The following is a 19,429-nucleotide window of genomic DNA, read 5'->3' on the forward strand; positions in this document are numbered from 1 at the left end:
ATGTTCTACGACGACGATGCCGACCTGTCGATCATCCAGGGCCGCAAGGTCGGCGTGATCGGATACGGCAGCCAGGGACACGCGCACTCGCTGAGCCTGCGCGACTCCGGGGTTCAGGTGAAGGTGGGCCTGAAGGAGGGGTCGAAGTCGCGGGCCAAGGTCGCCGAGCAGGGACTCGAGGTCGACACGCCCGCCGAGGTGGCCAAGTGGGCCGACGTGATCATGCTCTTGGCGCCCGACACCGCTCAGGCCGACATCTTCAAAAACGAGATCGAGCCGAATCTTCAGCCGGGCAACGCGTTGTTCTTCGGCCACGGGCTCAACATCCACTTCGAGTTGATCAAGCCGGCCGCCGACATCACCGTCGCGATGGTCGCCCCGAAAGGCCCGGGGCACTTGGTGCGTCGCCAGTTCGTCGACGGCAAGGGTGTGCCATGTCTGATCGCTGTTGCCCAAGACCCCAACGGCGAGGGTGAGGCGCTGGCGCTGTCCTACGCCAAGGGCATCGGCGGTACCCGGGCCGGTGTCATCAAGACCACGTTTAAGGAGGAGACCGAGACCGACCTGTTCGGTGAGCAGGCCGTGTTGTGCGGCGGCACCGAGGAATTGGTCAAGGCCGGGTTCGACGTGATGGTCGAGGCCGGCTACGCGCCGGAGATGGCCTACTTCGAGGTTCTGCACGAGCTCAAGCTGATTGTCGACTTGATGTACGAGGGCGGCATCGCGCGGATGAACTACTCGGTGTCCGACACCGCGGAGTTCGGTGGTTACCTGTCGGGTCCGCGGGTGATCGACGCAGGCACCAAGGAGCGGATGCGCGAGATTCTGCGCGAAATCCAGGACGGCACCTTCGTCAAGAAGCTGGTCGCCGACGTGGAAAGCGGCGGCAAGGAGCTGGCACGGCTGCGTAAGGAGAATGCCGAACACCCCATCGAGGTCACCGGCAAGAAGCTGCGCGACTTGATGAGCTGGGTCGACCGCCCGATCACCGAGACAGCCTGACGTCTGCGCCGAGCGTGCGTGTCCGCGCGCGACACGCCGTGTCGCGCCACGGTTTTGCGCACGCTCGGCGGGGTCACAGTCACCAGACCACGTATCCGGCATCGGCCAACGCGCGGGCGGGCGATCTCCCGTCCGCGCTGGCCGGCAACGTCTGATCCGGATCGATCTGTAAGCCGTGCGACGTCGGCGAACCTACGTTCCGTTACAAACCAAGGCTAATCGCCGGACGATGGTGGTAACGACGGCAATTCAGGGTGCCAGTTTCGGCAGCTCGCGAATCCCGAACTCGCGCTTGAGTACAGTGCGTGCGGCGTAGTAGCCGCACATGCCGTGCACTCCGCCGCCCGGCGGAGTCGCCGCAGAACACAGATACGCCTTGGGAATCGGGGTGCTCCACGGGTTGAGCCGCGGCGTCGGGCCGACGATCGCATGCCACGCGGAGTTTCCACCGACCCCGATGTCCCCGCCGACGTAATTGGCGTTGTGGTCGGCTAGCCGTGCCGCCGGGACGCTGCGGGCCGCGACGACGACGTCGCGGAATCCGGGCGCGAATCGCTCGAAAATCGCAGTGACAGCTTCGGTTTGGTCCACCGGTGACCCCGACGGGACGTGGGCATAGGTCCACAGCGGTCGGCGACCATTGGCGTCGATTCGGCTGGGATCGCAGACGTGCGGAGTCGCGGCCAGCACCATCGGCCAGTCAGCGTGCCGGCCTGCGGCGACTTCGGCCTCGGCGTGCGCCGTCTGCTCACGGCTACCGCCGAGATGCACTGTCGGCACCTGGGCCAGCCGGGTATCCGACCACGGGATGTCGTCGCTGAGCACAAAGTCGACCTTGGCCACGCCGGGCCCAAACCGGTAGCGGTGCAACGCCTTCGCGTATCGCGGCGGCAACAAGTCGCCGTAGATGCGCAGCAGAGCGGTTGGGGCGGTGTCGTACAGGACGACGCCGCTCGGCGGTTCGGTGACCTCCACGCCGGAGGTCAGCTCGCCGCCGTGTGCCCGCAAATCCGCGACCAACGCGTCGGCGATCGCCTGACTGCCACCCGCCGGGATCGGCCAGCCGACCGAATGCGCCAGCGTGGCCAGCATCAGTCCGGCAGCCGCTGACACCAGCGAGGGCATCCGCGAAATCGTATGGGCCGCAACGCCGGTGAACAACGCCCGGGCGTCCTCGCCGGCCAGCGATCCCCACAACGGGGTGGCCTGGGTAATCATCCGCAACCCCATCCGCGCCGCGGTGAGCGGCGTAAGGGGCACCGAGCGCTTGTCGCCGAGCAGCAGCTGGACCACCGCGCCGAAGTTCTCGACCAACGGGCCCAGCAGCCGTCGCCACGACGCCCCATGCTGTAATCCGTCGCAGGTGCGATCGAGGTCGTGATAGGCGATTGCCGCCGGACCGTCGGGCAGCGGATTGGCATACGCCAGCTCCGGCACAGCCAACTTCACGCCGCGCGCGGGCAGGTCGAATTGCGCCATGAACGGCGAGGCCAGCGCAAGCGGGTGCACCGCCGAGCAGATGTCGTGCGACACCCCCGAGAATTCGGGGTCGGCGGCGGTGCGAGAACCGCCGCCGAACGTCGGCTGGGCCTCGATGACCTGCACGGAAAGCCCGGCGCGGGCGCAGATGACTGCGGCGGTCAGCCCGTTGGGTCCGCTACCGACCACGGTGACGTCCATGCCGTGATCGTAGGGACCGCTGCCCTCAGGTCATGCCGGGACGTACACCGAGGACCGGCTGCCGCAGCCCGCCGTTGCTGAATTCCGGGCACCACGGGCGGTGGCCACGATCGTCGGCCCAAACCAGTTGCAGGGCGTGCAGCTGACGGCCATAGAACGCCACCGCCACGCCCATATGCGCGTCGGGATGGTCCACCTGGACGACCGCCAGCATCGGCCCATCATGTACCGAGATCCATTCGCCCGGGACCGGTCGTCCGCCATCCATCAGGTACGCGGCGACGGTGTTGAGAAGCCGGGCGTCGGGAGCGGTGGCAGGCCGGTCACCAACAGTTCGGGCAGGCCATGTTCATGCAGCCCAGCCGTGTAGGCGTAGGGCGCACGGTCACTCTCGACGTATTGCACCGCCCAGCCATGTTTTGCCTTTGTTTTCTCAATCTCCGCGAACCATTCCTCAACGGTGCTCCCCGGGTGATCGCACATCCAGCACATGGGTGCCGTCCCTTCTCTCGTCGGACTTACGGTCACCGTGCACCCGTGCACCGACAGAGCCGTTGACTCTGCGGCTACCAGGCAAAAGTGCGAGTAGCTCACCTGGTTAGCGCAGATTCAACGGATCAGTGTTGGCGGCGACCCCCAGCGCCCGGCTCCACCGCGCTTGCGATCGCCGCTTAGGCTGGCCGGGTGAGCCTGCCTGTTGTCTTGATCGCTGACAAACTTGCCGAATCGACCGTCGCCGCCCTTGGCGACCAGGTCGAAGTGCGCTGGGTCGACGGCCCGGACCGGGAGAAGCTGCTGGCCGCAGTGTCCGACGCCGACGCGCTGCTTGTGCGCTCGGCCACCAACGTCGACGCCGAGGTACTGGCTGCCGCACCCAAACTCAAGATCGTCGCGCGCGCCGGCGTCGGGCTGGACAACGTCGACGTCGACGCCGCCACCGCCCGCGGCGTGCTCGTGGTCAACGCGCCGACATCGAACATCCACAGCGCCGCCGAGCACGCGATCGCGCTGCTGCTGGCCGCCGCCCGCCAGATCACCGCGGCCGACGCCTCGCTGCGCGCCCACGAGTGGAAGCGTTCGTCGTTCTCCGGCACCGAGATCTTCGGCAAGACCGTCGGCGTCGTCGGGTTGGGCCGCATCGGCCAGCTGGTCGCCCAGCGGCTGGCCGCCTTCGGCGCCTACCTGGTGGCCTACGACCCGTACGTGTCGCCGGCGCGCGCCGCGCAGCTGGGCATCGAGCTGCTGACCCTCGACGAGCTGCTGGCCCGCGCCGACTTCATCTCGGTGCACCTGCCCAAGACGCCGGAGACCGCGGGGTTGATCGACAAGGAGGCCCTGGCCAAAACCAAGCCGGGCGTGATCATCGTCAACGCGGCGCGTGGTGGCCTGGTCGACGAGGACGCGCTGGCCGAAGCCGTGTCCAGTGGCCATGTGCGGGCCGCCGGCATCGACGTGTTCGCCAAAGAGCCCTGCACCGACAGCCCGCTGTTCGAACTGCCGCAAGTAGTCGTTACCCCGCACCTCGGAGCCTCGACCGCCGAAGCGCAGGACCGGGCCGGCACCGATGTGGCGGCCAGTGTGAAGCTGGCGCTGGCGGGCGAATTCGTGCCCGACGCCGTCAACGTCGGCGCCGGCGTGGTGAGCGAGGAGGTGGCGCCCTGGCTGGACCTGGTGCGCAAGCTCGGGGTGCTCGCCGGCGCGCTGTCCGACGAACTGCCGGCATCGCTGTCGGTGCAGGTGCGCGGTGAGCTCGCCGCCGAAGACGTTGAGGTGCTGCGACTTTCGGCGCTGCGCGGGTTGTTCTCGGCAGTCATCGAAGACCCGGTCACGTTCGTCAACGCTCCGGCAATCGCTGAAGAACGCGGCGTCGTCGCCGACATCAGCACCGCCACCGAAAGCCCCAACCACCGCAGCGTCGTCGACGTGCGCGCGGTGGCCTCCGACGGTTCGGTGGTCAATGTGGCCGGCACGTTGACCGGGCCGCAGCAGGTGGAGAAGATCGTCCAGATCAACGGGCGCAACTTCGACCTGCGCGCCCAGGGCACCAACCTGGTGATCAACTACATCGACCAGCCCGGCGCGCTGGGCAAGATCGGCACCCTGCTCGGTGCCGCGGGAGTGAACATTCACGCCGCGCAGCTGTCCGAGGACACCGAAGGCCCGGGCGCGACGATCCTGCTGCGCCTGGACCGCGACGTCCCGGAGGATGTGCGGTCGGCGATCGCGGTGGCCGTCGACGCCAACAAGCTCGAAGTGGTTGACCTGTCGTGAAACTGGCGGTTATTCCCGGCGACGGGATTGGCCCGGAGGTGGTGGCCGAGGCCGTCAAGGTCCTCGACGCCGTGCTGCCCGGCGTGGAGAAGACGAGCTACGACCTGGGCGCGCGGCGGTTTCACGCCACCGGGGAAGTGCTGCCCGACTCGGTGATTGACGAACTGCGGGCGCACGACGCGATCCTGCTCGGCGCCATCGGCGACCCGTCGGTGCCCAGCGGCGTGCTCGAACGCGGCCTGCTGCTGCGGCTGCGCTTCGCGCTGGACCACCACATCAACCTGCGGCCGGCGCGGCTCTACCCGGGCGTGGACAGTCCGTTACGTGGCAACCCGCAGATCGATTTCGTGGTGGTCCGCGAGGGCACCGAAGGGCCCTACACCGGCACCGGCGGCGCGATCCGGGTCGGGACCGCCCACGAGGTGGCCACCGAAGTCAGCGTCAACACCGCTTTCGGGGTGCGCCGCGTCGTCCAGGACGCCTTCGAACGCGCCCAGCAGCGGCGAAAGAGGCTGACCCTGGTGCACAAGACCAACGTGCTCACGTTCGCTGGGACACTGTGGTCACGGACCGTGCAGGAGATCGGCGAGAAATACCCCGAGGTCGAGGTTTCCTATCAGCACGTCGACGCGGCGACCATTCACCTGGTCACCGACCCGGGCCGCTTCGATGTGATCGTCACCGACAACCTGTTCGGCGACATCATCACTGACCTGGCCGCCGCGGTGTGCGGCGGAATCGGGCTGGCCGCCAGCGGCAACATCGACGCCACCCGGACCAACCCGTCGATGTTCGAGCCGGTGCACGGCAGCGCGCCCGACATCGCCGGGCAGGGGATCGCCGACCCGACGGCGGCGATCATGTCGGTGGCGCTGCTGCTCTCCCACGTCGGCGAAGACGCTGCCGCCGCGCGAGTGGACCGGGCCGTGGAGTCCCATCTGGCCACTCGCCCGAACGAACGGCTATCCACCGTCGAAGTCGGCGAACGGATTGCGTCCGGGCTCTAGTCTCCAGGCCGGGCGGAAGCACGCGGGTCGGGACGAAGGGAATCGCGGCGAGCGGGAACAATCCGCATACCAGCCACGCCGTCGGGTAACCGGCCGCCGTGATCAGGGCACCGAACAGCGGCGGCCCGGCCGCGGCGGTGAGTCGCTGCGTGGTGTTCTGGATGCCGAGCGCTCGCCCGCTCCAGTACGGGCCCGCGTACTCGGTGATCGCGGTGGACTCCAACCCGTTGTCGAGCACGGCGATCACCGCTGCGGCGACCATGACCACCACCTCGATCCGCCAGCCGACGCGGTCGATCAGGCCGAGCAGGAACATGCTCAGCGCCGCGGCGATCGCGACCGTCCGCAGCGGCCGCATCCGCGAGCCCACCCGGTCCGACCATCGGCCGGCCAGGATTCGCCCGACCGCGCCGAGTAATTGCGAGACCGTGACCAGCGCGCCGGCCGAGGCGATCGACCAGTTGTGGTCGTTGATCAACCAGACCAGCATGAACGTGACGGTCACCGTCTGAGGCATCATCAGCAGCGACGACGTGATGTGGATGCGTCGCAGCACCTTCGGGCGGCCGCGATACGGGTTGGCCAGCTCTTGCTCGGTCGCGGCGGCCCGCAGTTTGCGCGGTGGGTCGATCACCCCGATCGCGCTGGCCACTGCCGAAATCGTGCACATCAACGCCGGAAACATCAGTCCGGCCACTGGGCCGCGTTCGGCTAGCTCCGGAATCACCAAGGCGCCCAAGGCAATTCCCACCGGCTGTGCGGTCTGGCGGATTCCCATCGCCAGCCCGCGGTGATGCGGCGGGAACCAGCCGGACACCAGCCGCCCGCCGGCGGTGTTGCAGCTGGCTGCAGCCATGCCGCCGACGAACAGAAAAGCCCCGATGGCAACCATCGAGTGGACCGTCGTCGCGGCGTAGGCGGCGGCCGCCGTCAGTGCCGACCCCGCCGTGAGCACGATTCGCTCGCCCACACGATCGAGCAACGCGCCCCAGGCGATCAGCGTGACCACCATTCCGAAGCTCGGCATGGCTGCCAACAGACCGGCTTCGGCCAGCGCAGTACCGCGTTCGGCCTCCAGCGCGGGGATCAGAAACGCGACGCCGTTGATGAAGATGAAGGCGCTTGCCGTGACGGCCAGTGAGATCGCCACCATCGACCAGCGAGCTCCGGTACCGATCGACTCCACCGCCACTTGATCAATGGTTCCACACGCATCTGTCGGAGACGGCGGCAAAACTCACGTGCCGCGCGGGCGGGCGCCAACCGGCACTATCGGCAGCGCCAGGATCGGGAAGAGCGCGCACACCGCGAACGCCAGCGGATAACCGCTCGCGTCGATCAACTCACCGAAGAGCGGCGGGCCGGCGCCGGCGGTCAGCCGCTGGGTGGTGTTCTGGGCGCCCATCGCGCGTCCGCTCCAGAACGGCCCTGCGAATTCGGGGATCGCGGTGAACGCCAACCCGTTGTCGAGCACCGTGACCACCGACGCGACGACCATGATCGGCACGGCGAGCGCCGAGCCCAGGTGATCGGTCAGCGCCAGCCCCGCCATGACGACAGCGGCGGCGACGGCGATCGTGCGGATCGGCCGCATCCGCGACCCGACCCGGTCCGACCATCGGCCGGCGGCGACGCGGCCCAGTGCGCCCAGCAGTTGGGAGGCGCTGACCAGCGCGCCGGCCGCCGCGGTCGACCAGCCGTGCGCGCGCATCAACCACACCAGCATGAACGTCAACACCATCGTCTGCGGCACCATCAGCAGCGCCGACGCCAGGTGCAGGCGCCACAGCACCGCGGTCCCGCGGTAGGGGTTGGCGAGTTCGTCGGCACTGGCCGCCGCCCGGGTCTTCCGCGGCGGGTCGAGCACGCCGACGGCGCTGGCCACCGCCGCGCCCGCACACACCGATCCCGGAAACAGCAGCGCCACCGAGAAATCGCGTTCGCCGAGTTCGGGAAGAACCAAGGCCGCCAAGGCAATTCCCAGCGGCTGTGCCGTCTGGCGGATGCCCATCGCCAGCCCGCGCTGGTCCCTGGGGAACCAGCCGGTCACCAGCCGGCCGCTGGCGGTGTTGGCGCTGGCCGCCGCCATACCGCCACCGAACAGACACGCTCCGATGGTCAGCATGGAGTGCAACGACGCCGCGCCGAACGCGGCCGCCGCGGTCAGCAACAGGCCGACCGTGAGCACGATCCGCTCGCCGACCAGGTCCAGCAGGTAGCCCCAGGCGATGAGCGTCAGCACCATGCCGAGGCTGGGCATCGACGACAGCAGACCAGCTTCGGCCAGGCTGATCCCGCGTTCCGCGTCCAACGCCGGGATCAGGAAAGCGATGCCGTTGATGAAGACGGTGGCGCACAGCGTCGCCGCCAGTGAAATCGCCAGCAGTGACCAGCGCCGCGTCGCGCTGATCGTTGCTGCCGGCACCCTTCCATGGTGCAGGTCTCAGCCCGCGGCGGCCAACGCGTCGCGGCGGCGATAGCTACGGTCGCCGCCGGTCTCGCGCAGGCTCCGGCCGACGAAACGCCGCCGCGACCACTGCCCGAATTCTTTGCCGAGCCGCGTCGCGCCCGGACGCAGCCAGCGGATAGCGATGGTCACCGGTGGGCGCCGTCCCGGCGATCGCTAGCATCCAACGAATGCGCCTTGGCCGAATCGCCAGCCCGGACGGCGTCGCTTTCGTCAGCATCGAAGGCGAGCCGCAGGACCCGACCGGGATGACTGCCCGCGAAATCGCCGAACACCCGTTCGGCACACCGACGTTCACCGGTCGCTCCTGGCCGCTGGCCGATGTGCGGCTGCTGGCGCCGATGCTGGCCAGCAAGGTGATCTGCGTCGGCAAGAACTACGCGGCGCACGTCGCCGAGATGGGCGGCTTGGGAAAGGGCCCCGCCGACCCGGTGATCTTCCTGAAGCCCAACACCGCCATCATCGGACCGAATGTGCCAATTCGGTTGCCCGCCAACGCATCACCGGTTCATTTCGAGGGGGAGCTGGCCGCGGTCATCAGCCGGCCCTGCAAGGACGTCAGCGCCGACCGGGCAGCCGGCAGCATCCTCGGCTACACCATCGCCAACGACGTGACCGCCCGCGACCAACAGCAGTCCGACGGCCAGTGGACGCGGGCGAAGGGCCACGACACCTTCTGTCCGGTCGGCCCGTGGATCGTCACCGACGTCGATCCCTCCGATCTCGAGCTGTGCACCGAGGTCAACGGGCAGGTCAAACAGCGCAGCCGCACCTCGATGATGATCCACGACGTCGGCGCCATCGTGGAATGGATCTCGGCCGTGATGACGCTGCTGCCAGGTGATCTCATTCTCACCGGCACACCCGAAGGCGTCGGACCGATCGAGGACGGCGACACCGTCAGCATCACCGTGGAGGGAATCGGTACGTTGACCAACCCTGTTGTGCGCAAAGGAAAGTCGTGAACAAAGGCGTGCGGGTCCGGTTCTGCCCGTCGCCCACCGGCGTCCCGCACGTCGGGCTGATTCGCACCGCGCTGTTCAACTGGGCCTACGCACGGCACACCGGCGGCACGTTCGTCTTCCGGGTGGAAGACACCGATCCCCAACGCGACAGCGAAGAAAGCTATCTGGCGTTGCTGGACGCACTGCGCTGGCTCGGACTCAATTGGGACGAGGGCCCCGAGGTGGGCGGCCCGTACGGCCCGTACCGGCAGTCGCAGCGCAGCGACATCTACCGCGACGTGGTGGATCGCCTGCTCGCCGCGGGTGAGGCATACCAGGCCTTTTCGACTGCGGAAGAGGTCGAGGCGCGCCATCTCGCGGCCGGCCGCAGCCCCAAGTTGGGCTACGACAACTTCGACCGCGATTTGACCGAAGAACAGCGGGCGGCCTATCTGGCCGAGGGGCGCAAACCCGTGGTGCGGCTACGGATGCCCGACGAGGACCTTGGCTGGAACGATCTGGTGCGCGGACCGACGAGCTTTGCGGCCGGCGTCGTCCCCGACTTCGCGCTGACCCGGGCAACCGGGGATCCGTTGTACACCTTGGTCAATCCCGTCGACGACGCGCTGATGAAAATCACCCATGTGCTGCGCGGTGAAGACCTGTTGCCGTCGACGCCGCGCCAAATTGCGCTGTATCAGGCGCTGATTCGCATCGGCGTCGCCGATCGTGTGCCTGAATTCGCGCACTTGCCAACGGTATTGGGCGAAGGTACCCGCAAGCTGTCCAAGCGTGATCCGCAGTCGAATCTGTTCGCTCACCGCGATCGCGGGTTCATTCCCGAAGGGCTGCTGAATTACCTAGCGCTGCTTGGCTGGTCGATCGCCGGCGACCGCGACGTGTTCAGCATCGAGGAGATGGTCGCCGCCTTCGACGTGGCCGACGTCAACGCCAACCCGGCCAGGTTCGACCAGAAGAAGGCCGACGCGATCAACGCCGAGCACATCCGGCTGCTCGACCCCGACGACTTCACCGCCAGACTGCGGGCTTACTTCGACGCGCACGGCCGCGACACCGGGCTCGACGACGCGGGATTCGCGGTGGCCGCGGGACTCGTGCAGACCCGCATCGTGGTGCTCGGCGACGCGTGGGCGCTGCTGAAATTTCTCAACGACGACGAGTACACCATCGACCCGAAGGCCGCGGCCAAGGAGCTCGGCCCGGATGCCGGCCGGGTGCTCGGCGCCGCCACGACGGCCCTCGAGGCTGTGACGGAATGGACTGCGGCGGGCATCGAGGCCGCGCTCAAAAGCGCGCTGTTGGAGGGCCTGGGCCTCAAACCGCGTAAGGCGTTCGGCCCGGTCCGGGTGGCCGCCACCGGGGCGTCGATCAGCCCGCCGCTGTTCGAATCGCTGGAGCTGCTCGGGCGCGACAGAAGCCTGCAGCGGCTGCGGGCAGCGGCTGAGCACTGAGGCCGGATATTTTGGTAGTCTGCACGTCGGTCCTCGGGCGGCTGGCAGTGATGGCAGTGCAGAACTCTGACCAGCGGTTTTAGGACGGCAATGGGGTATGGTGTAATTGGCAACACAGCTGATTCTGGTTCAGCCATTCTAGGTTCGAGTCCTGGTACCCCAGCAAAGTTTGTCCACCACAAGCAATTAGGTGGGCATCCGGCTGTGAGCTATGCTGACAGCTCGGATCAGTTCAGGCCCCGTCGTCTAGCGGCCTAGGACGCCGCCCTCTCACGGCGGTAGCGTGGGTTCGAATCCCATCGGGGCTACTTTTCCACCGGCGAGGAGACGCTTTGCGTCCGTCCTAGACCGCGGCGGGCGCGGTCGAACCGCCTACCGGCATCGCGGGCAGGCCGAGCTTGCGGTGATCCCACGACCGAGTTCGGCGGGCCACGATGCGCACCGCGATCCGCTTGTTCATCATCTGGTCCACCATGGGCTTCATGTCGTCGGTGTAGGGGCCGGTGTAGCGCTCCCACACGCTGACTCCCACCCGGAAGATTGCGTCGGGATCCTCGACGATCTCGGCCCCACCTTCGAAGGAGACCCCGCGCAGCGTGTCATAGGTGTTGCCGCCCTCCAGCAGAAAACTCACCCGCGGATCGCGGCGCAGGTTGACCGCCTTCTGTGACTTGGCTTTGGTCTCGAGCCAGATTTCGCCGTCGACCACGCCGTACCACATCGCGGTCAGGTGCGGCTGCCCGTCGGGCCCGATGGTGGCCAAGGTGCCGGTGCGGCTGGTGGCGACAAAGTCCGCGATCTCCGCCTCGGACATGACAATCTGTGCGCGCTGGTTGGTTCCCATGGCTTGAAAGTGTGTCAGGTGGCCTGGGGTGCCCCGCGAGCAGACGCAGAATCGCACGCGAGGGCGCGGCGCAATGCGATTCTGTGTCTGCTCGCCACAAGAACTAGAGCCGGCGCGTCAGTGCGTCGGCGGCGGCCAACAGGTCGGCGGCCCAGCGCGCGCCCGGCCGTCGGCCCATCCGGTCGATCGGTCCGGACACCGAGATGGCCGCGATTACCTCACCGCGACTGTTGCGCACGGGCGCTGACACACTGGCGACGCCGGGCTCGCGTTCGGCGGCGCTCTGCGCCCACCCGCGGCGACGCACGTCCGCCAGCGCACGTTCGCTGAATTTCGCCGACGGCAGGATGGCCTGCTGGGTGGCGGCGTCGCTGTAGGCCAACAGCACCTTGGCGCCCGACCCAGCGGTCATCGGCAGCCGTGCGCCGACCGGCACGGTATCGCGAAGCCCCGCAGGCGGTTCCAGGGCGGCCACACAGATCCGCCAGCTGCCGTCGCGTCGGTACAGCTGCACACTCTCGCCGGTGAGCTCGCGCAGCCGCGGCAGCACCGCCGCGCCGGCCGCCAGCAGTGGGTCGGTGGCCTGCGCGGCCAGCTCGCTCACCGCCGGCCCGAGCCGCCACCGACCCCCGCCGTCGCGCGCCAGCAGCCGATGAACTTCCAGGCCGACGGCCAACCGGTGCGCGGTCGCCCTGGGCAGCCCGGTGCGATCGCACAATTCGGCCAACCCGCAGGGTGATTCCGCAATGGCGTGCAGCACCCCCACGGCTTTGTCGAGGACGCCGATGCCGCTATCCTGTCTCACATGGAGATACTATCGTCTCAGAATGTGAGAGCAAGGCCGCGCACGCTGGCCGAGAAGGTTTGGGACGACCACGTGGTGGTGTCAGGCAACGGCACCGAACCGGACCTGATCTACATCGACCTGCACCTGGTGCATGAAGTCACCAGCCCACAGGCTTTCGACGGACTGCGATTAGCGGGCCGCCCGGTGCGCCGGCCCGATCTGACGCTTGCCACCGAAGACCACAACGTGCCGACCATCGACATCGACAAGCCGATCGCCGACCCGGTGTCACGCAACCAAGTCGAGACGCTGCGGCGCAACTGCGAGGAATTCGGCATCCGGCTCTATCCGATGGGCGACATCGAGCAGGGCATCGTGCACGTAGTCGGACCGCAGCTGGGATTGACCCAGCCGGGTATGACGGTCGTCTGTGGCGACAGCCACACGTCGACCCACGGCGCATTCGGTGCATTGGCAATGGGAATCGGGACATCAGAGGTCGAACACGTGCTGGCCACCCAGACGCTTCCGTTGCGGCCGTTCAAGACGATGGCGGTCAACGTCGACGGCGAGCTGCCGCAAGGTGTGACTGCCAAAGACATCATCCTGGCGGTGATCGCCAAGATCGGCACCGGCGGCGGCCAGGGCCACGTCATCGAATACCGCGGCAGCGCCATCGAATCGCTGTCGATGGAGGCCCGGATGACGATCTGCAACATGAGCATCGAAGCCGGTGCCCGCGCCGGAATGGTGGCACCGGATGCGACGACGTACGAGTTCTTGCGCGGCCGCCCGCATGCCCCGACCGGCGCCGAGTGGGATGCCGCACTGGCGTATTGGGAGACGCTGCGCACCGACGACGGCGCCGAATTCGACAGCGAGGTCTATCTTGATGCCGCGTCGCTGAGTCCGTTTGTCACCTGGGGAACCAATCCGGGCCAGGGTGTGCCGCTGGCAGCCGCGGTTCCGGATCCCGAGCTGATGACCGACGAGGGCGAGCGTCAGTCCGCCGAGAAGGCATTGGCGTACATGGACCTTCGGCCGGGCACCCCGATGCGGGATATCGCGGTGGATGCCGTGTTCGTCGGATCGTGCACCAACGGTCGCATCGAGGATCTGCGTGCGGTTGCCGACGTGTTGCGTGGCCGAAAGTTGGCCGACGGCGTGCGGATGCTGGTTGTGCCGGGATCGATGCGGGTTCGGGCGCAGGCCGAAGCCGAAGGGCTGGCGGAGATCTTCACCGCCGCGGGCGCCGAGTGGCGGCAGGCCGGCTGCTCGATGTGTCTCGGGATGAACCCGGATCAGCTCGGGCCCGGAGAACGGTGCGCGGCGACGTCCAACCGCAATTTCGAAGGGCGGCAGGGCAAGGGCGGCCGCACGCATCTGGTGTCGCCGGCGGTGGCCGCGGCGACCGCGGTCCGCGGAAAACTGTCCGCGCCGGCCGACTTGGACTGAGCAGAGCACCCAGAAGGAGATCAGCGCATGGAAGCGTTTCGTACCCACACCGGCATCGGGGTGCCGTTGCGGCGGTCGAATGTCGACACCGATCAGATCATTCCCGCGGTCTATTTGAAGCGCGTAACCCGAACGGGTTTCGAAGACGGATTGTTCGCGGCGTGGCGCACCGACCCCTCTTTCGTGCTGAATCTCAGCCCATTCGACAGGGGTTCAGTACTGGTCGCCGGACCCGATTTCGGCACCGGATCCTCGCGCGAGCACGCGGTGTGGGCACTGATGGACTACGGATTCCGGGTGGTCATCTCATCCCGCTTCGCCGACATTTTTCGCGGCAATGCGGGCAAGGCGGGGCTGTTGGCGGCCGAAGTCGCCCAAGATGATGTGGAACTGCTCTGGAAGCTCATCGAGGCAAGCCCAGGGCTGGAAATCACTGTCAATCTTCAAGATCGGAATGTGACCGCGGGAACGGTGGTGGTGCCGTTCAAGATTGACGACTACACGGCCTGGCGACTGGCTGAAGGACTTGACGATATAGCCCTTACGCTGCGAAAACTCGACCAGATCGAGTCTTTCGAGGCGTCGCGCCAAACCTGGAAACCGCGCACTTCGCCCGCCTCCTGAGCCCTCGATCGAAGCCGAATTGCGGGCCCGTGCCGCGACTATTTGACGGGCTGGCCACCGGCCAAGGGCGGCAACCGGTTTCCAAAAAAGTTCGCCAGAAGCCATTGAAATTGCGCGTGGCTCTTGGAAATCAGTGGTGTCAGGGTTTACCGTGTCCACTAGTCGGTCCAACAAGGACCACTGGTTTCGGAGGGTTTGCATGAACAAAGCGGAGCTCATCGACGTACTCACAGAGAAATTGGGCTCGGATCGTAGATCGGCCACCGCCGCCGTCGAGAACGTCGTCGACACGATTGTGCGGGCGGTGCACAAGGGTGAGAGCGTCACCATTACCGGCTTCGGCGTATTCGAACAACGCCGCCGCGCAGCACGGGTGGCTCGCAATCCCCGCACGGGTGAGACGGTGAAGGTGAAGCCGACGTCGGTGCCGGCATTTCGTCCAGGTGCTCAATTCAAAGCGGTTGTCTCTGGCGCACAGCGCCTCCCAGCGGAAGGACCTGCCGTGAAACGTGGTGTGACAGCGAGTGGCGCACGCAAAGCGGCGAAGAAGTCGCCTGCTAAGAAGGCCACCAAGTCGGCGGCTAAGAAGGCCGCGAGCAAGGCGCCGGCCCGCAAGGCCGCCGCAAAGAAGGCGCCGGCCAAGAAGGCTGCGACCAAGCGGACGGCTGCCAAGAAGGCCGCCACCAAGCGGGCGCCTGCTAAGAAGGCCACCAAGTCGACCGCCAGGAAGGCGACGAAGTCGACCGCCAGGAAAGCAACAAAGGCGCCGGCCCGCAAGACTGCTGCCAAGAAGTCGCCGGCCAAGAAGGCGACCGTGCGGCGCGGTCGCCGGTAACACAACCACATAGACGCTGATTCGTCGCGGTCCCGTCCTGGTGGTGGCCGCGGCGAATCTGCGTGCTAGGTCACGACGTTGGTGGCCAGTGCGCTGCCGATGTGATCCGCGGCTACCAGGTGCCCGTCCGACAGCGACAGCACCCAGGTACTGCCCTTGCGGTTGCGGGACTTATCCGGCCGCACGCCGTCGCGATCACACCACCAGGCGATCAGATCCGGAATGACCTTGCCCTGCGTGCAGATCACCGGTGTGCGTTTCAGCGCGGCGATCTGCAGTACCCTGCGCCGGGCGCGCTTCGGGTTGTCCGCGTAGGCTTCCTCGGTCAGCGTGGGTTCGTTGCAGATGACCACGCCCAGCTCTTCGGCCAGCGGTTCGACGGTTTGGTGGCAACGCAATCGGTCGGCGGCGTACACGTCGGTAGCGCCGAATGCCAATAGCTGACCAACCAGTGCCTCGGCCTGCGCGCGGCCCTTCTTGTCCAGCGGCCGCTTGGTGTCGTCACCTTTGAATCGAGATTTACTGCCCGCGGTGCCGTGCCGGACCACCAGCACCGTCTGGGTGTCCGCCGGAAATTTGGCGAACCGGCGCAAGACCTTTCGATCCTGCGAATAGCTCAACTTCTTGGCTGCGGCGGAAACCGGCAACCAGACCAAGTCGTCGACTTCGCCATTCGGGGTAAAGCTGCCGCCGAGGCTGCATGCCGCCCAGTACCGTACTTTCTTGGTGCCTTGTTCGATCGGGTAGCTCACCGTCGTGATGCGCCGGCCAAGGTGCGCCCGGTGACCGGTCTCCTCGAAGACCTCACGCACCGCGGTCACCGGTTCGGTCTCGCCGGGATCGACTTTGCCTTTGGGCAGCGACCAGTCGTCGTAGCGGGGCCGGTGAATCAGCGCAACCTCGGGCGCGGACTCGCGGTGCCCGGGCCGCCACAGCACGGCACCGGCCGCGCAAACGGTCTTACCCGCCGTGCGATTCGGCGAGGTTTGTGTCGACACCCACACTCCTGCAAGTCAATTCGGGCCTGCCGGGCACAACGGCCGGAAGGTCGGGACGGGGATTTCGGTCACGTACTGCGGTGTCGCTCCATCAGCGATACCTGATGGTCGCGCACCGTGCGACCTTCTTGCGGCGACGCGGTCCACTGACCGTCCGGCCCGAGCTCCCAGCATCGGGTCGCGGGATCCAGCGCCGAGTTGAAGATGTCGTCGAGTTGTGCGGCCAGCCGCGGGTCTTTGACCTGAACCATCACCTCGACCCGCCGATCGAGATTGCGATGCATCATGTCGGCGCTGCCGATCCAGAACTCGTCGATGGCGCGGAAATGCAGGATCCGCGAGTGCTCCAGGAACCGGCCGAGAATCGAGCGCGCCACGATGTTTTCGGAAAACCCCTTCATCCCGGGGCGCAGCGCGCAGATTCCGCGCACTACCACCTCGACGCGCACGCCGGCCTGCGACGCGCGATAGAGCGCGTCGATGACCTGCTCGTCGACCAGCGCGTTCATTTTGAGCCGGATCCGGCCGTCACCGGTTTCGCGGTGCGCGGCGACTTCACGCTCGACGCGCTCAATGATGCCGGTGCGAATACCGTGCGGCGCCACCAAAAGATTGCGGTAAGACAGCTTGCGCGAGTAGCCGGTGAGCGAGTTGAACAAGTCGGTCAAGTCCGCACCGATATCCGGGTCCACGGTCAACAGACCGATGTCCTCATAGAGCCGCGCCGTCTTGCTGTTGTAATTGCCGGTCCCGACGTGGCAGTAGCGCCGGATCGCCGATCCTTCGCGGCGCACCACCAAGCAAGTCTTGCAATGCGTTTTCAAGCCCACCAACCCGTACACCACGTGCACGCCCGCCTGTTCAAGCGCACGTGCCCATCGGATGTTGGCCTGTTCGTCGAACCGTGCCTTGATCTCGACCAGCGCCACCACCTGCTTGCCGGCTTCGGCGGCGTCGATCAGTGCCCGCACGATCGGCGAATCACCCGACGTGCGATACAGCGTTTGTTTGATCGCCAGCACGTTGGGGTCGGCGGCCGCCTGCTCGATGAACCGTTGCACGCTGGTGGAAAACGAGTCGTACGGGTGGTGCACCAGCACATCGCCCTCGCGCAGTGTGGCGAAAATGCTCTTGGGCGTTTCCCTGTCGGCGAACGCGGGGTGAGTGGCCGGCACGAATGCCCGATCCTTCAGCGCCGGACGTTCGAGGTCGTAGATCTGCCACAGCGACGACAGGTCCAAAAGCCCCGGCACCTCGATGACGTCGCCGGGATGCACGTCGAGTTCGCGCAGCAGCAACTCCAACATGTTGTCGGTCATGTCGTCGGCCACCTCGAGCCGCACCGGCGAGCCGAACCGCCGACGCGCCAGTTCCCGCTCGAGCGCTTGCAACAGGTCCTCGTCGCGGTCCTCTTCGACCTCGAAATCGGCGTTGCGAGTAATGCGGAATACGTGATGCTCGACGATTTCCAGCCCGGGGAACAGCACCGGCAGGAACGCCGCGATGAGTTCTTCCATCGGCAGGAACCGGACTTCCGGTGTGCCGTCTGCGCGTTGACCGTCGAGTTCGACGAAGCGATCGACGTTGTCGGGCACCTTGACTCGGGCGAAGTGGGTGCCGCCGTCGTCGGGTCGCTTCACGGTGACTGCGAGGTTCAGGCTCAGTCCGCTGACGAACGGGAACGGGTGAGCGGGATCGACCGCCAGCGGTGTGAGGACCGGGAAGACCTGCTCGTGAAAGTAGATCGACAACGTGTTGCGTTCGGCCTCGGTCAGATCGGCCCACGTGACGACGTGAATGCCTTCTTCGGCGAGCGCGGGACGCACCGAGTCGAGGAAGACTCGCGCGTGCCGGCTGGCGATCTGCTGGGTTTGCTCGCCGATGCGACGCAGTTGTTCACGCGGGGTCAGTCCGTCCGCGGAGCGCACCGACAGGCCCATCTCGTCGCGGCGCTTGAGGCCGGCGACCCGGACCATGTAGAACTCGTCAAGGTTGGAGGCGAAGATCGCCAGAAACTTGGCCCGCTCCAGCAACGGCAGCGACGTGTCGGCGGCCAGTGCGAGCACTCGGGCGTTGAAGTCGAGCCAGCTCAGTTCCCGATTGAGGTAGCGGTGTTCGGGGAGTTGATCCTCGATGACGGCCGCGGTTGCGGCGGGCGGCGCCCCCGGCGCCGAGTCACCCGGATGCCACACCGTTTCGTCGGGCCGCGCCTCGGCGGCGGCGGTGGCTTCCCTGGCTTCTGTTTCGGTCACCCTGCGATCATTACTCATCAGCGGGTGGTGCTGCCACCAGCCGGCCCACATCGATGCGCAGTTGGTGTGCTGTTTACCTCAGCGTTATCGGTGGCCGCCGATCGCGCGGGCGGTCGCCGGCCCCACGCCGAGTCGCCTCGCAACTTTCAGATCGTCGGGCGTGTCAATATCGCAGCGCAGTCCCGGCCATGCCCCGGTCAGTTCGATGGCGCCCGAACGGCGATGCCGCGCCGCGGAATCCGGGCCGAACTGGGGATCGAGCGGGCTGCCGAACGCGCACAGCGCCGCCGTTCCGGTACCGAGCCGGTCGGCGACGAAACTGCGCCGATAGCCGCGTGCGGCGCCGACCGCCTCCGCGAGCTCTTGTGTCTGCAACGCCGGTAAATCCCCTTGCAGCACAACGATATTCGGCGTCAACTCGGAAACCGCCTGTTCGGCCGCGGCAATGGCGTTGTTCAGCGGGTCGCGATGACCGTCCGGAGTCGGATCGAACAGCACGTCGGCGCTCGCCTCTGCCGCGGCGGCCGCCACCGCGTCGTCAGGTGTGATGACCGTGATCGAGCGCAGCGACGTGACAGCGCTGGCCGCAGTCAGGGTGTCCACCAGCATGGCGAGCACCACACTTTCCCGGGTCTGCGCCGAGAACACCGGCGCCAGTCGGGTCTTCGCGGCCGCCAGGCGCTTGACGGCAATGATCAAGCCGACATCACCAGCGGTGTCGGCCCGCTTGCCGCTCATTGCTTCATCCTGCCAAAGCCGGGTCCAGGCTAATGTTGCCGCATCAACGAGGC

General features: G+C 67.0%; 18 protein-coding genes, 2 tRNA genes and 1 pseudogene. 10 read left to right on the forward strand and 11 right to left on the reverse strand.

Features of this window, described 5'->3' with window-relative positions; genetic code table 11:
* Positions 1-1,002 (forward strand): ketol-acid reductoisomerase, encoded by a 1,002-nt coding sequence (gene ilvC / locus AWB95_RS05065; protein ID WP_084707060.1) that lies wholly within the window; start codon positions 1-3, stop codon positions 1,000-1,002.
* A 249-nt stretch (positions 1,003-1,251) separates the two neighbouring features.
* Here ilvC and AWB95_RS05070 read toward each other — a convergent pair whose 3' ends face one another.
* From AWB95_RS05070 to AWB95_RS24020, 3 genes are read right to left on the reverse strand one after another with little or no spacing between them, the layout of a single operon-like run.
* Positions 1,252-2,682, reverse strand: a complete 1,431-nt coding sequence (locus tag AWB95_RS05070) for a phytoene desaturase family protein (protein ID WP_062539612.1) — start codon at positions 2,680-2,682, stop codon at positions 1,252-1,254.
* A gap of 25 nt (positions 2,683-2,707) precedes the next feature.
* Positions 2,708-2,950 (reverse strand): DUF4262 domain-containing protein, encoded by a 243-nt coding sequence (locus AWB95_RS24015; RefSeq protein WP_306306553.1) that lies wholly within the window; start codon positions 2,948-2,950, stop codon positions 2,708-2,710.
* On the reverse strand, positions 2,950-3,174 hold the full coding sequence (locus AWB95_RS24020) for a DUF4262 domain-containing protein (protein WP_338016610.1): 225 nt from the start codon (positions 3,172-3,174) through the stop codon (positions 2,950-2,952). Before AWB95_RS24020 ends, AWB95_RS24015 begins: the two co-directional genes overlap by 1 nt.
* Before the next feature lie 192 nt (positions 3,175-3,366).
* On the opposite strand from AWB95_RS24020, the gene serA reads away from it, so the two are divergent.
* Together serA and AWB95_RS05085 are read left to right on the forward strand one after the other, a co-directional pair.
* Complete coding sequence (gene serA, locus AWB95_RS05080; RefSeq protein ID WP_062539611.1) at positions 3,367-4,953, forward strand: phosphoglycerate dehydrogenase; 1,587 nt, start codon at positions 3,367-3,369, stop codon at positions 4,951-4,953.
* Positions 4,950-5,960, forward strand: coding sequence for a 3-isopropylmalate dehydrogenase (locus tag AWB95_RS05085; RefSeq protein WP_062539610.1), 1,011 nt, complete (start codon positions 4,950-4,952; stop codon positions 5,958-5,960). The genes serA and AWB95_RS05085 overlap by 4 nt, the downstream gene beginning before the upstream one ends.
* A 133-nt stretch (positions 5,961-6,093) precedes the next feature.
* On the opposite strand, the pseudogene AWB95_RS05090 reads toward AWB95_RS05085, so the two are convergent.
* The 3 genes and pseudogenes from AWB95_RS05090 to AWB95_RS23230 all read right to left on the reverse strand — a co-directional run.
* Positions 6,094-7,113 (reverse strand): annotated as a pseudogene (locus AWB95_RS05090) (MFS transporter); the annotation flags it as partial.
* A gap of 84 nt (positions 7,114-7,197) precedes the next feature.
* Positions 7,198-8,385, reverse strand: a complete 1,188-nt coding sequence (locus tag AWB95_RS05095) for an MFS transporter (RefSeq protein ID WP_099539697.1) — start codon at positions 8,383-8,385, stop codon at positions 7,198-7,200.
* Between the two features lie 18 nt (positions 8,386-8,403).
* The gene (locus AWB95_RS23230) at positions 8,404-8,559 is read right to left on the reverse strand and encodes a hypothetical protein (protein WP_157011591.1); all 156 of its coding nucleotides are present in this window, start codon (positions 8,557-8,559) and stop codon (positions 8,404-8,406) included.
* Between the two features lie 38 nt (positions 8,560-8,597).
* Here AWB95_RS23230 and AWB95_RS05100 point away from each other — a divergent pair, with 38 nt between their 5' ends.
* The 4 genes from AWB95_RS05100 to AWB95_RS05115 all read left to right on the forward strand — a co-directional run bounded on the left by AWB95_RS05100 (position 8,598) and on the right by AWB95_RS05115 (position 11,151).
* On the forward strand, positions 8,598-9,392 hold the full coding sequence (locus tag AWB95_RS05100) for a fumarylacetoacetate hydrolase family protein (RefSeq protein ID WP_062540965.1): 795 nt from the start codon (positions 8,598-8,600) through the stop codon (positions 9,390-9,392).
* On the forward strand, positions 9,389-10,843 hold the full coding sequence (gltX, locus tag AWB95_RS05105; RefSeq protein WP_062540964.1) for a glutamate--tRNA ligase: 1,455 nt from the start codon (positions 9,389-9,391) through the stop codon (positions 10,841-10,843). The genes AWB95_RS05100 and gltX overlap by 4 nt, the downstream gene beginning before the upstream one ends.
* Positions 10,844-10,934: 91 nt before the next feature.
* Positions 10,935-11,006: transfer RNA gene (locus AWB95_RS05110), tRNA-Gln, on the forward strand.
* Positions 11,007-11,078: 72 nt separating this feature from the next.
* A tRNA-Glu gene (locus tag AWB95_RS05115) sits at positions 11,079-11,151 on the forward strand.
* 35 nt (positions 11,152-11,186) lie between these two features.
* Here AWB95_RS05115 and AWB95_RS05120 read toward each other — a convergent pair.
* Together AWB95_RS05120 and AWB95_RS05125 are read right to left on the reverse strand one after the other, a co-directional pair.
* Positions 11,187-11,687 carry a pyridoxamine 5'-phosphate oxidase family protein gene (locus AWB95_RS05120; protein WP_062540963.1) on the reverse strand — a complete coding sequence of 167 codons (501 nt, stop codon included), beginning with the start codon at positions 11,685-11,687 and terminating at the stop codon, positions 11,187-11,189.
* Between the two features lie 103 nt (positions 11,688-11,790).
* Complete coding sequence (locus AWB95_RS05125) at positions 11,791-12,492, reverse strand: IclR family transcriptional regulator (protein ID WP_085167739.1); 702 nt, start codon at positions 12,490-12,492, stop codon at positions 11,791-11,793.
* A 24-nt stretch (positions 12,493-12,516) separates the two neighbouring features.
* Here AWB95_RS05125 and leuC point away from each other — a divergent pair, with 24 nt between their 5' ends.
* The 3 genes from leuC to AWB95_RS05140 all read left to right on the forward strand — a co-directional run bounded on the left by leuC (position 12,517) and on the right by AWB95_RS05140 (position 15,388).
* Entirely contained in the window at positions 12,517-13,929 is a 1,413-nt protein-coding gene (gene leuC, locus AWB95_RS05130; RefSeq protein WP_232315758.1) for a 3-isopropylmalate dehydratase large subunit, read from the forward strand.
* A 27-nt stretch (positions 13,930-13,956) separates the two neighbouring features.
* Positions 13,957-14,553 (forward strand): 3-isopropylmalate dehydratase small subunit, encoded by a 597-nt coding sequence (leuD, locus tag AWB95_RS05135; RefSeq protein ID WP_062541504.1) that lies wholly within the window; start codon positions 13,957-13,959, stop codon positions 14,551-14,553.
* Between the two features lie 199 nt (positions 14,554-14,752).
* Positions 14,753-15,388: an HU family DNA-binding protein gene (locus tag AWB95_RS05140; RefSeq protein ID WP_062541503.1), complete on the forward strand. Its 636-nt coding sequence runs from the start codon at positions 14,753-14,755 to the stop codon at positions 15,386-15,388.
* A 65-nt stretch (positions 15,389-15,453) separates the two neighbouring features.
* On the opposite strand, the gene mutT1 is transcribed toward AWB95_RS05140, so the two are convergent.
* The 3 genes from mutT1 to cofC form a co-directional block, all read right to left on the reverse strand.
* Positions 15,454-16,386, reverse strand: coding sequence for an 8-oxo-(d)GTP phosphatase MutT1 (gene mutT1, locus AWB95_RS05145; protein ID WP_062541506.1), 933 nt, complete (start codon positions 16,384-16,386; stop codon positions 15,454-15,456).
* Between the two features lie 68 nt (positions 16,387-16,454).
* Positions 16,455-18,659 carry an RNA degradosome polyphosphate kinase gene (locus tag AWB95_RS05150; protein ID WP_062541505.1) on the reverse strand — a complete coding sequence of 735 codons (2,205 nt, stop codon included), beginning with the start codon at positions 18,657-18,659 and terminating at the stop codon, positions 16,455-16,457.
* A gap of 63 nt (positions 18,660-18,722) precedes the next feature.
* Positions 18,723-19,376: a 2-phospho-L-lactate guanylyltransferase gene (gene cofC / locus AWB95_RS05155; RefSeq protein WP_062541502.1), complete on the reverse strand. Its 654-nt coding sequence runs from the start codon at positions 19,374-19,376 to the stop codon at positions 18,723-18,725.
* Positions 19,377-19,429: the final 53 nt, after the last annotated feature.

Origin of the sequence: Mycobacterium celatum (assembly GCF_002101595.1) — a bacterium.
Classification (GTDB): Bacteria; Actinomycetota; Actinomycetes; order Mycobacteriales; family Mycobacteriaceae; genus Mycobacterium; species Mycobacterium celatum.